This is a genomic window from Pseudooceanicola onchidii, assembly GCF_004959925.1.
Classification (GTDB): domain Bacteria; phylum Pseudomonadota; class Alphaproteobacteria; order Rhodobacterales; family Rhodobacteraceae; genus Pseudooceanicola; species Pseudooceanicola onchidii.
Genome location: NZ_SPUW01000001.1, coordinates 1136114 through 1149649, shown reverse-complemented (window position 1 = coordinate 1149649; position 13536 = coordinate 1136114). Strand labels below are relative to the sequence as shown.

Genomic DNA, 13536 nt, shown 5'->3' with positions numbered 1-13536 from the left:
CGTATTGAACCAGGCGGAACTACCTGACTGACCCCATGCCGGAGATTGATTGCCGGGCGGGTCCTTTCAAAAACCTGATTTGGTCGGACTGAACATTGGAAGGGGGGCATTCGTCAAAGGGATTTGACGCATTTGGAACGTGCGGCCAGTTGAAATTTATTGCCGCACATCAATCACATCCATGCAAGCACCAGACAGTAACCGCTTTTTAGATGAGTGGCGGTGTGCCCGGTGCTTTCACTACAGCAAAGAGAGTGAAAGATGGCTAAGGATATTAGAAACAACCTGATGGGTTTCGGCGACCACGAGAAAGAGGTCGAAATCGAAAAGGAAGTGGAACTTGAGCTGGATGCCAACCTGAACGGCAACGGCAACCACAATTCGAACGAGAATTCCTCGTCAAACGACACGGAAACGACCTCGTCCAACGACACCACGTCGACCAACGAAAACTACAACACCAACACGACGGACTCGAACGCTTCGGCGAACGGAGACAACCAGAACTCCAACACCAACACGAGCAACCAGTCCGCGAACAACACCAACACCAACACCGGCACCACGTCGGCGACGGCAAACGGTGAAACCTCCTCGGACAGCGACAGCGACAGTGACAGCACCTCCGAAAGCACTTCGGACGCGACCAACACCGTCGAAAACACCAGCGACGTCGACGTTGACGTGGACCTGTCCCTGGAAGGCTACGACCCGAGCGACGACGACTTCGGCGACTTCGATCTCGAGTCCTCTGAAATGTCCGATTTCATCATGGCCGACGGCAACGTCGATTATGATCCGGGCAACGACTTCAACGTCGACAACCTGCTGAACGGCTCTCTCACCGGCGAAGGCAACGACGCTGGTTTCGTCATTCCGCAGAACATCCACCTGGAAGACAACGACACGCTGGAAGAAGCGTCCGTGTCCAACTCCGGCGACTTCACCCAGTCGGGCGACGCGCACGGGGGCCATGCTGAATCCGGCGACGGCATCAGCGTCAGCGCAGACGGCGCGGCAGGCGGCAGCTTTGCCAAGTCCGAAGGCGGCAACGCGGAAACCGACGAAGTGGAAGGCGGCGACGCCTATGCCAAGGGCGGCGAAAGCGGTGACACCGGCGAAGCCGAAGCCGACGCAGGGTCGGGCGGCGACAGCGGTGAAGTTGATGCATCCGGCAACGACGCTGAAGGCGCCGAAGTCGACGCTTCTGCTGATGGCGAAGCCGGCAACGGTGGCGACAACGACTCCGACAACAGCGGTGACTCCTCGGCCGAAACCGACAGCGATGTCGAAGGCCGTGGCGGCAACGGCGGTGACGCGGACAGCGAAAACACCGTTGATACCGAAAGCGACTCCGAAGTCGACAGCGACGTTGACGGTGGTGACACCGGGTCTGCCGACGCGCAATCCGACCAGGAAGTCGAAGCGGAAGCCGACACCGAAACCGACGCCGACGGCGGCGACTCGGGCGATGCGACCAGCGGTGGCAACGGCCTTGGCCTTGGTCTGAGCGACTCGGATGCCGATGCCGAATCCGGCAATGGCGGCGACACCGACGGCGACGTCGACGTCGACACCACTTCGGAAACCGACAGCGACGTTGACGGCGAAGCCGGCAACGGCGGCGACATCGACCAGACGGCCGAAACGGACGTCGACTCCGACGTCGAAGCCGAAGCCGAAGGCGACACCGGCGACACCGGTGACATCGATACCGACGTCGATGCCTCGGCCGATGCGGACGCCGACGGCGACAGCGAAGGTGGTGACGGTGGCGATGTCGACGGAACCGTCGATGGCCGCGCCGATGCCGCAACCGACAGCGATGCCGAAAGCGAAGGTGGCGACACCGGCGAAGTCGGTCAGCTGGCCGGATCGCTTGCCCAGGGTGAAGCAGAGACCGAAAACGACATCGAAGCCGGCAACTCGGGCGACGCGGAAGCCGAGCACGAATCCGACATGGATGCCGACACTGCAGGTGATGCAGACGGTGGCGACACCGGGGACATCGACGGCGACGTCGACGGAACCGTAGACGCACGGTCCGACAGCGATGCCGATGCCGATGGTGGCAACGGTGGCGATGTCGACACCAACGCCGAAGGCGACGCCTCGGGTGACGCGGAAAGCGAGAACGAGATCGAAGCCGGCAACTCCGGTGATGCGGACTCCGACTCGGACGCGGATGCAACGGCCGATGGCAACGTTGATGGCATGGGTGGCGACACCGGCAATGCCGACAGCGCGTTCGACGCCCGTTCCGACGCGGCGACCGACAGCGATGCCGATGCCGATGGCGGTGACGGTGGCGACGCCGAAAACGAAGCCGAAGGCGAAAACGACGTCGAAGCCGAGTCCGACTCGGACGCCGACGGCGGCGACTCGGGTGACGTTGACGGCACGGCCGAAGGCAACGCGGCAACGCTTGGCCTGGCAGGTGTCGAAGGCGGGAACGCCGGGGACATCGACGGCAACGTGGATGGCTCGGTCGACTCCGAAGCTGAAGGCGATGTTGACGCGACCAGCGGTGACGCAGGCGACGCTGAAAACGAAGCCGAGGGCGATGCCGACACCGACTTCGAATCCTCGGCCGATGCCGATGGTGGCGAAACCGGTGACGTGTCCGGCGATGCAACCGGCGATGCCGACGCCGACGCGACCTCTGACGCCGACGGCGGCACGGGTGGCGACGTCGAAGGTGACGTGACCAGCGACTTCGAAGTCGAAGCCGAGGGTGAAGCCGAAGGTGACGGTGGTTCGGGCGGCGACGCCGAGAACGGTGCCGGTGCCCTGGGCCTGACCGGTGCGGAATCCGATGCGGATGCCGACGCAGGCGACAGCGAAGAAGTCGACGCCGACGTTGAAGGCTACAGCGGGGCCCTCGGGGCGACCGGTGCAGACGCAGACGGCGGTGCAGGCGGCGAAGCTGAAAGCGAAGCCGAAGTCGAAGGCGGCGGCGCGGGCGAAGGTGCCCTGCTGGACGTCGACGTGGCCGTTGCGGGTGACGCAACCGGTGGCGACGGCGGCAATGGCAATGCGACCTCGGGCGATGCGTCCGGTGCAAGCAACGCCAACGGCACCGCAACCGGCACCGGCGGCACGGGTGGCGCAGCCACCGGTACGACCGGCACGATCGACCAGGACACCATGACCGATGCTGCGGCAAGCGGGAATGGCGGTGCTGGCGGATCCGGTGACGCGACCAATACCGACACGGCAACCGGGACCGGCACGACGACCGTCGACTCCGATGCCACGGGCGGTACGGGTGGTGCATCCACCATCGACGCCGACACCAGCGGCGATGCCACCAACTCCGGCACCTCGGGTGCAGGCGGAGCAGGCAGCGCAACCGGTGGCACCGGCACGCAGAACGCCTCGGGCGACGCGATGGCGTCGGGCAACGGCGGTGCGTCCGGCATGGGCGATGCGGATGGCTCGAACACCAGCACGGGAACGGGGACGGCGTCGACCGACTCTGAATCCGGTGCCGGCGGTGCGGGCATGGCCGATATCGACGGCACGACGGACGGTGATGCAGCCAACACCAGCACTGGTGCGGCAGGCGGAGCCTCCAACGCAGCCGGCGGCATGGCCGACATCGACCTGACCGGTGATGTTGCCAGCAGCGGTGACGGCGGCATGGGTGCGGCAGGTGATGCCTCCACCGATGACGACGCGACCTCTTCGGCCGATGGGACCAGCAACACCGGTTCCGGTGCTGGCGGTGCCTCGACCGGTGCGGCGGACAATGACGCCACGGGCACCAGCTCGTCGACGGCAGGGTCCGGTGCAGGTGGTGCAGCGACCGGATCGTCGGGCATGGCCGACAACGACGTGTCGGGTGATGCGCTTGCGGACGGAACCGGCGGTGCCGGTGCGGCCGGATCGGCATCCACCGATGACGACGCGACCGGAACGGCAACCGGATCCACCGACTCCGAATCCGGAGCAGGCGGTGCCGGCATGGCCGACAACGATGCCACGCAGACGTCCGACATCATGGGCGATGCAGCATCGGGTGCCGGTGGTGCGGCGTCCGGCAACGGCGGCATGGCCGACAGCGATGTGACCTCGGCAGCGTCGGCAGACGCCATGACCGGAGATGCATCGGGCGGCGCGGCCTCCACGGACGACGATGCGTCGGCTTCGGCTGATGGCATGGTCTCCGGCACCAGCGGTGCAGGTGCAGCCGGTATGTCGGACAACGACGCCAACGCCAATGGGTCTGCGAACTCGGACAACCAGTCCGGCGCAAGCGGAACCAACAACGTGGCAACCGGCATGCTCGACACCGATGTGACGGGCGACGCCGGCAACACCGGGACCACCGGTGAAGGCGGGACGCAGACCTCTTCGTCCGACGACGACTCGTCGGCGACCGGGTCGGGCTCGCTTACCGGGACCGGCGGTGCCAGCGGTGCTGCCGATGCCATGAACGATGCCGATGCCTCGGGCACCGGTACCGGCTACGCTGACTCCTCGACCGGCAGCGCGGATGCGGATGCATCCTCGACCACCGATCAGGACGCCACGGGCACGTCGACCACGTCGGCCGCCAGCGGTGCAAGCGGAGCCACTTCGTCGGATGTCGACGGTTCGTCCACTGCAACCGGGTCGGGTTATGCCGATGGTGACGGTGGTTACGGCGGCCTGTCCGATATCGCAGCCGAAGCCCTGGCCGACTCCATGACCGACAACGACACCACCGTGACCACCGGAATGGGTGGCGGTGTCGACAACGACGTCATGGCCGGTTCGGACACCAGCGCATCCGGGGATGTCTCCGCGATGTCGGGTGACGCCGGAATGGGCGGCGACGCAGCTGCTGCAAGCGGTGCGTCGGGCTACGCCGAAGGTGGCATGGCCACGTCCGGTGACGTCATGGGCGGAACGGCCAACGGCGGTGCCGGTGGTTCGGCCACCAATGGCGACGGCGGAATGGGCGGCAACAATGGCGGCTCGTTCGGGTCGGGCAACGGGGATGATGGCTATATCCAGGGCGAGGCATACGCTTCGGCCGCGGCACAAGTCACCACCTCGGCGTTCAACCAGGACATCGTCATGGGCGCCAACGTCCTCGGCAACTCCGTCGACATGACGGTCGTGGGTGGTGCCTTCAGCACCAGCTACATCGGCGAAGACGACGACGGCGTATAAGTCGCCGCACCCTGATCACGACCGGGGCCGCACGTGGCGGCCCCGGTTCACCCCTCCGGAAGGACCATTACGGGTCCGCATCCGTTCCGGGCCGGGACTGAAGTTTGTTTTAGGCAGGTTGGTTGAGCCATGAGAGACGATGCAGTCACCGAGTCCATTTCCCATTTCATCGGATTTTTCTCGCTTGCGGACGAAAGCGCGCGCATGCGGCTCGATTACGAGAGGTTCAAGGCGCAGAAGTCGGCCGAAGAGGAACAGGCCCGGCTCGAGGCGCAGAGCGAAAGCCGCGACGCCCCGCTGACCCCCAAGGATTACGACCCCAAGCTCAGCTTCAAGCCCACGCCGGAAGACGCGCCCTCCAAGGCGGCCCCGGCCAAGCTGGCCCAGATGCCCGACATCCAGGCCCAGGTGCTTTCGGTCAGCCTTCCGCTTCAGTTCACCCCGGTCACCCCCCCGCCCCTGATGGCGCCCGCGGGATCGATGACCTTCGTCCTGTCGCCGCCCAGTTCGATGGCGGCCGTCGTGGTTCAGCAGAACACGCTGTCGGACAACGACGTGATCGGCGGCACGTCCGCCCAGGGCCTGCTGGCCCGCGCCGAATCCGAGGCCGCGATGACCGCGATGGAAGCGCTGGCCGAGACGTTGACGCCGATCCACCTCGGCCTCGAGACGGTCGATGGCGACTGGACCGAGATCACCGAGACCATCGTTCAGGCGACCACCGCCCTGTCGGCTGCCGTGCAGTCGCTTGAGGGCGCGGTCACAACCGTGGCCGAAGGCGGAGAGGTCACCACGACCGTCGATTTCGGACCTGGCACGCTTGAGATGACATTTGCCTCGGCCGAGGCCGCGCAGGGCGTGCACCTGGATGGCGTGCTGGTCGAGGAACTGCCGGAATGGCAGGACTACCTGCCGCAGTTTCTCAAGGAAGACGAGGGAGAGACCACGGCCGAGGAAGACGACGACACCGGCGCGCCCGGCACCGACGAAGAGACAGAGCTGGCCGCAGGGGACGGCGACGGCAGCCTGACCGGCGGCGAAGCGACCGACGGCGTGGCCGAGACCGGCGAAGGCGCGGTCGGCGTCGAGGAAACCGAAGACGAGACCGATGGCGACCCCGTTGACGCCGCCGACCTGTCCCACGACTTTTCGCAGGATTTCCAGGATGGCAACCCGGGCGTGGACCCGGATTACGAACCCGGCCATGACCTTGTCACGGGTGGCAACCAGCTGGTCAACGAAGCCGCGATCTATTCCACCTGGCTGGACGCCAAAGTCTTCGTGGTTGGCGGCGACAGCATCAAGCTGGATGCGATTTCCCAGACCAACGTCCTGGTCGAAACCGACAGCCTGACCAAGACGATCGGCGGCACCTCGGTCACCACCAAGGTGAACGAAGCGGGTGGCGGTTCGGCCTCCCAGTCGCACAACATCGCCAAGATCGAAACGATCTCGCGCAAGGAGTATGACCAGCAGAAGGCCGAAGAAGCCGCCGCCAAGGCCGCGGAAGAGGCCGATGCCCTGAGTGTCGAGGAAGACACAGCCCCGTCCGACACCAACACGGATGCGGTGGACTCTGACGCGCCCACGACCGAAGTGGACGACACGCTTGCGGCTGAACCCGAGACCACCGACGACACGGTCGCGGCCAGCGAAGACACCGCAGCCGGGGACGAGCCTGAAGAAGAGGCCGTCGTCGAATACACCGGCTACCCGTCGAACTGGGCCGTCACCACGATCGAAGGCGACCTGATCCAGACCAACTGGACCCAGCAGACCAACTTCGTGTCCGACAGCGACACCGTCAGCTTCACCGCCACCGGCCACAGCTTCTCGATCGGGACGGGCGAAAACCTGACGCTGAACGACTTTTTCGCCTGGGAACTGGGATTCCAGTTCGACCTGATCATCATCGGCGGCAACATGATCGACGTGACGGTGATCAAGCAGATGAACATCCTGCTCGACAGCGACAGCCTCACCATCGGCGTGCCGGTGGTGGAGAGCGAGGTGACGGGCGCGGCAGAAGAGACCGACGCGGCGGAGGTCGGCGCGGCGATCGAGCACACGGACACGGCGATCGAGGCCGATGACGATGCGCCCGAAGACGTCACGGAGCCGGTCGTGGATGTGACCGTTCAGACAGTGGTTGCCGACAGTTCGGAGGATGACACCGCCGAAGTCGTGGAAGAGGTCGATGAGGCCTCGGCCTCCGATGACACCGCCGCCGCGGGCGAAGACGGCGACAGTGCTGCAGACGCGGTCGTGACCCAGGTTACGGCGGAGGCCAGCGAGAGCGTGGAAGCCGACGGCGAAGACGGCACCTCCGACGTGGTTTCCGAGACCGCATCGATCGAGGTGCATGTCGACGAAGACGTCTCTGACAGCTCCGACGCGGGCGACGCGGCCAGTGAGGTGGTGGCGCAGACGGTGAACGTCGAGGCCTCTGAAGACAGCGCCTCCACCCCCGGCGAAGACGGTGAAAGCGAAGCCGTCGTGATCGCCTCCGAGGAGGTGGCGGAGGCCAGCGAAAGCGCGACCTCGGACGGAGAGGACGGATCATCGGCACAGGCCTCCGAGACGTCGTCGGTGCATGTGAAATCTGATGTCTCCAGCGATCAATCCTCGGACGACGGGGCGTCGGCAGAGAGCGTCGTGGTCGCGGTGTCGCAGTCTGAGACCTCGGACAGCAGCGCGTCCGAGCCGGGCGCTGAGGGCGCCAGCGTCGCGACCGAGGAGGTCGAGGACAGCACGGTGGATGTGGTCGACACAGAGGTGTCCGATGGCGAAGACGGCACGGGCGAAACCCAGTCCGTCTCGGTTGTGGCCGAGGCCGAGGATAACGCCGAGCCGACGCCAGATCTCGCTGCAAGCGAACCTGAAGTCGCCGTCGAGAACACCCCTGCCCCGGCCCAACCGCAGAAAAGCGCCGAAGGGGCCGCCGTTGCCGCGACGGGGGCTGCGGTCGTGGCTACCGAGCTGGCCGAAGACGAGGCGGGCGCAGATGTGGCGAGAGAAGACGAGGCGGGCGAGGTTGACCAGATCATCGACGCCGCCATCGCGACCCTGGCCGCGGCGCAGGATGACGCACCGGGTGAAGACCTTGGCGATTATGAAGAAATCATCGACGCCGCCGCCGAAACCCTGACTACCCTGGGCGCGACGGCCGAAGAAGACACGGCCGGGGAGGACACGGGCGACACCGACCTGGCGCTGTCCGACCCCGAACCGGCGGCACCCGCCCTGCCCGACCCTGAGGTAATGAAGGCGCAGATGGCCGACAACCTTCTGGTCAACCAGGCCGAGATCGTCACCATCGGCGAAGACATCCAGACCGAGATGACCGACGCCTATGCCGCGACGCTCGACAGCCTGCAGAACGACAAGCAGGTGATTTCGGACGAGATCCTGCAGCAGAAAGAGTTCATGGGCACCGAGATGTTGCGGGTGCTGCACATCAAGAACGACTTCAAGACCGTCAATGTCGTTCAACAGACCAACATCCTGGGCGATGACGACCAGGTCCAGCTGGCGATCGACGAATTCGCCGCCGGGCTCGAGGAAGAGATGCAGGTCACCATGGGCTCCAACGCCCTGGCCAACCTTGCGCTGGTCAAGGACACCGGCCTCGATTCAACCGTCATGACGCAGGGCGAAGTCTATTCCGACGCGCTGCTGCACCAGGCCGAACTGGTGATGCCAGAGATGCCCGACATGCCGGACATGTCCGCGATGAAAGCCTCGCTCGCGACCGAGGCGGTCGCTTTCTTGTCCGACGACATGATGACCAAACCCAATATGGAGACAATGAAGGCCGATATGGCGGCACAGATGGAAATGTCTTTGCCGAACGCGGACATTATGCAAACAATGTTGGCGTAATTGTGTGATGCGGGTTTTTTAAGTGAAAGATTATTCCGATACCAAAGGGGGCAATTCCCGCCCCGGGGGGAAGGATCCGTCGGCCAGTGGCCGAGGTCCGTCAAATCGTCTGCCGCTGTATCTGCCCTATGATCAGCGCGTCGATCTTCCCCAACAGACCACCATCTTCAGATCGCAGCGGGAGCTGGCCGTGGCCGCCGCTGCTTCAAAGTTGCCTGCTTCGAAGGACCGTCCTGACCGGGAACTGGCGGTTGTTCGACTCTCTCGCGACGGCACGCCAACAGTTCGGCGGGGTTCACGATTCACACTCACGGAACCGAAAATGTCCGGGGACGCGCCTTTAGAAGCGACCGGGACAGCCATAGAGGGCGCGTCGCAGAAGCGACAAGCGGCAGGAGCGGACGCGGTCAGCAAGTCCGCCCATCATAATCAACCTGACGTAGAGCACGATGCGATTGCGGATGCGGTCGCGACGGGGGATGCGGCCGAGGCAACCGGGGCGGTGAACGCGCCGGTCGCGGCTGCGTCGGCGGAGGGGGAAGCAACGGTCGCGGAAACCACGCCACAGCCTGCCTCTGATGCGTCCCCGGCGGCTCAGGCCGTGCCGAACGCTGGCGCGACAGAGGAATCAGCAGACGACGCGAAAGCTTCGGCCACCAAGGACACGGCTGTAATCGCCGATGCGTCGACGACCGAAAAACCGTCTGACCTCAGTGATGTAGACAGCAAAACTGAAGTCGCGACCACGGTCACGGATGCCCCTGATTTGACCGTGCCAACGCAGGCCGGCGTGCAGAAACCGGTCGTGGCCGCACAGGTCAAATCTCCACCCGCCGCGCCCCAAGTTGCCACGGCGACGGCCCCGACGACCGATGCATCGGCATCAAGCCAACAGAAGGCCGACGCAGCCGCGGTCCAGGCGACCGACGCAGCACGCAAGCCCGATCCGGTGGAGGCGAAAGCGTCGACCACACCCGATCCGGCAACGGGCGATGCGGTTGCAGCCCCGACACCGCCCAAGTCCAACGCGGCAACCGCAGCCGAAAAACCTGCGCCCGCGACGCCCAGCCAGACGAAGGTCGGCGGCACCGCCACGGCCGGGCAAGCCGCATCCGGCGCGCCGGTCCAGCCCAAGGCTGATGCCGCCAAACCGACGCAGCCAACCGCGCAGGCAACACCCTCGCAGGCCAAGAGCCCGGCCGAGGCTCCGACCGAAGCCAAAGGCCCTGCCCCGGCAGAGGCCCCTGTCGGCGCCGACAAGGTCGAGGCGCGGTCGACCGGCGGCGGGATGGGCGAGACGATCGAAGGCTCAAGCGGGCCGGTGATGCGGCGCAACGACGGGCCACCCCCTGCGGGAGGGGGCGGAGGCAAACCGCCACCGCCGAAATTCCACAAGCGCAAGGGCCCGCAGGATTTCGAGGAAAGCCTGCGCGTCGGATCCGTCGCGGTACGGCGGAACCTCTTCATCGTCATGATCATGACGCTGGCGACGAACCTGCTGATCCTGTCGATCCCGATCTACCTGTTCCAGATCTCGGACCGGGTGCTGACCAGCCGGTCGACCGATACGCTGATCATGCTGACCGTCATCATCGTCGGCGCCGTGATCCTTCAGACCTGCTTTGACGCGCTGCGCCGGTTCATCCTGATGCGCACGGCGGTCGAGGTCGCGGTGCGGCTGGGCGCGCCGATCCTGAGTGCGGCGGCCCATGCGTCGCTGCATGGCACGGGGCGGGAATACCAGACGCTTGGCGATCTGCAGCAGCTGCGGGGGTTCCTGACCTCGGGCACGCTTCTGGCCTTCCTCGACGTGCCCTTCGCGCCGCTTTTCGTGCTGGCGATCTTCATGGTGCACCCGCATCTCGGGTCGATCGTGGTGGTCAGCGCCCTGCTGCTGGCGGTGGTCGCCTATGTCAACCAGCGCCTGACCCACAAGCCGTTTTCCGAAGCCAACAAGACGCAGTCGCGGGCCAACGGCCACCTGGAATCGATGGCGCGGAACAGCCAGATCATCAACGCGCTGGCCATGATCCCCGAGGCCGTGACGATCTGGGGTCGCGACACGGCGGCGTCGCTGACCGCGCAGGTCAGGGCGCAGGACCGCAACATCGTCATGTCGGCGGTGTCGCGGGCCGTGCGCCTGCTGACCCAGGTCGGCATGCTGGGCTGGGGGGCCCACCTTGCGATCGACGGCCAGATCACCGGCGGCATGGTCATCGCGGCCTCGATCATCGCGGGGCGCGCGCTGGCGCCGATCGAAGGCGCGATCGAGGGGTGGAACGGCTTTATCCTCGCGCGGCAGGCCTATGACCGGATCCGCAACCTGCTGGTGAATTCGAAACTACAGTTCGAAAAGCTGAACCTGCCGCAGCCCGAAGGCCGGCTGGACGTGGAACGGCTGCTCTATGTTCCGACCGGCACCAAGCATGTCGTGCTCAACGGTGTCAGCTTCAGCCTGAACCCCGGGGAGTCCCTGGCGGTGATCGGCAATTCGGGCGCGGGCAAGACGACCCTTGGCAAGATGCTGGTGGGGTCGGTCCTGCCGACCTCGGGCAACGTGCGCCTGGACCTGATGGACCTGCGCAACTGGGATCCGCGGCAGTTCGGCGAAAACATCGGCTACCTGCCGCAGGACGTGCAGCTGTTCCCCGGCACGATCAAGGACAACATCGGGCGGATGCGCAGGGACGCGACGGACGAACAGATCTACCGCGCCGCCAAGCTGGCCGACGTGCACGAGATGATCGCCAACCTGCCGCATGGCTACGAGACCTATGTGCAGGCCGACGGCTTCCCGCTGTCGGGCGGGCAGAAGCAGCGGATCGCCCTGGCCCGCGCCTTCTATGGCGACCCGCGTTTCGTTGTGCTGGACGAGCCGAACTCGAACCTCGACACCAAGGGCGACAAGGCGCTGGCGCAGGCGCTGCAGCACGCCCAGAAAAGCGGGATCACCGTGGTCGTGATCACCCAGAAGCCGTCGCTTCTGTCGGTGGTCGACAAGATCATGCTGCTGGCGGACGGGTCGGTGCAGATGTTCGGCGAACGCACCCCGATCCTGCAAGAGCTTGCCGGGCGCAAGGCCCCGCAGCAGCAGACCCGGATGCAGGGCCCCGCAGGCGGCCCCGCCCCCCTGCCAAACGGAGGCGGCAATGGCTGATCAAGCGGCGTTCGTGCAATTCGACGACTGGTATGACAGCGTTCCCCGCTCGATTGCCAAGCAGGCCCGCATCGGGCTGCTCTTGATGGCGCTGACCTTCGGCGGCTTCGGCGCCTGGGCCTTCTTTGCGCCGCTTGCGGCGGCGGTGATCGCGCAGGGCAGTTTCGTCGCCATCGGCCAGAACAAGATCGTCCAGCACCTTGAGGGCGGGATCATCAAGGACATCCTTGTCGAGGAAGGCGACCAGGTCAGCGAAGGTCAGCTGCTGTTGCGGCTGGACGAGACCAAGGCGCGCGCCAATGAGCGTGAACTGGTGCTGCGGCTAAGCCGTCTCGAGGCGATCGAGGCGCGTCTGCTGGCGCTTTATGACGGTCGCGCCGACCTGCGGTTCCCCGACCACCTGCTGGAAGAGACGAAGAACAGCGACATCCTGCAGATCCTTGCAGGCCAGCAGACCGCCTTCGACAGCGCCACCCAGAGCCTGCAGAACGAAATCGCCCTGCTGGAACGCAACAAGGCCGCGCTGACCGTCCGTCAGGCCGGCTATGCGGCGCAACTGGCCTCGCACCACCAGCAGGTCGAACTGCTGGAGGAAGAATTCGAAGCCCGCAGCGAGCTGAAGGAAAAGGGGCTGATCCGGCGATCCGAGATGACGGCCTTGAAACGGACGCTGGTCGAGGCGGCGGGCCAGATCGGCCGGATCGAAGCCGAGATCAACGAGATCGCCGAATTGATGCAGAAGTACGATATGCAGATCGGCCAGACCGTCCGCCAGCATCAGCAATCGGCGCTCGACGACCTGCAACCCATCCAGGGTGAACTCGACTCGATCCGCGAACAGCTGGCTGCGGCGCGCAACGTGCGCGAACGGACGGATGTGATCGCGCCGGTCTCGGGCACCGTGGTGCGGTTGCACTATCACACCGCCGGCGGCGTCATCGAAAGCGGCAAGGCCATTGCCGAGATCCTGCCCTCGGAACAGCCGCTGATCATCGAGATGCAGGTGCCGCGCGTGGATATCGATAGCGTCCGCAAGGGCCAGCCCGCCAAGATCCGGCTGACCGCGCTGAACCGCCGGACGACGCCGATCCTGGACGGAGAGGTCATCTATGTCTCGGCGGACTCGGTCATCGACACCTACAACGGCGCCCCGCAAGAGGTCTACATCGCCCGGATCTCGATGCCCGTGGCCGAAGTGCGCCGCGTCGCGAACTTCACCCCCACCCCGGGGATGCCGGCCGAGATCATGATCCAGACCGCCGAACGCACCTTTGCGCAGTACCTGGTCAAGCCGATCAAGGACAGTTTCGGCCGCGCCTTCCGCGAACAGTAAGCTC

Annotated in this window: 4 protein-coding genes; all 4 read left to right on the top strand. The window is 65.4% G+C overall.

Annotation, left to right across the window (positions count from 1 at the left end):
- The first annotated feature begins 261 nt into the window (after nt 1-261).
- On the top strand, nt 262-5160 hold the full coding sequence (locus E4S58_RS05480) for a beta strand repeat-containing protein (protein ID WP_136635327.1): 4899 nt from the start codon (nt 262-264) through the stop codon (nt 5158-5160).
- Between the two features lie 129 nt (nt 5161-5289).
- Complete coding sequence (locus E4S58_RS05475; RefSeq protein WP_136635326.1) at nt 5290-9042, top strand: hypothetical protein; 3753 nt, start codon at nt 5290-5292, stop codon at nt 9040-9042.
- Nucleotides 9043-9814: 772 nt separating this feature from the next.
- Nucleotides 9815-12199, top strand: a complete 2385-nt coding sequence (locus E4S58_RS05470) for a type I secretion system permease/ATPase (protein ID WP_240789465.1) — start codon at nt 9815-9817, stop codon at nt 12197-12199.
- The gene (locus E4S58_RS05465) at nt 12192-13532 is read left to right on the top strand and encodes an HlyD family type I secretion periplasmic adaptor subunit (protein WP_136635325.1); all 1341 of its coding nucleotides are present in this window, start codon (nt 12192-12194) and stop codon (nt 13530-13532) included. The genes E4S58_RS05470 and E4S58_RS05465 overlap by 8 nt, the downstream gene beginning before the upstream one ends.
- Nucleotides 13533-13536 lie beyond the last annotated feature (4 nt).

Coding starts and splice junctions, on each gene's coding strand:
- E4S58_RS05480 (WP_136635327.1), top strand. CDS start 262: ATGGCTAAGGATATTAGAAACAACCTGATGGGTTTCGGCGACCACGAG.
- E4S58_RS05475 (WP_136635326.1), top strand. CDS start 5,290: ATGAGAGACGATGCAGTCACCGAGTCCATTTCCCATTTCATCGGATTT.
- E4S58_RS05465 (WP_136635325.1), top strand. CDS start 12,192: ATGGCTGATCAAGCGGCGTTCGTGCAATTCGACGACTGGTATGACAGC.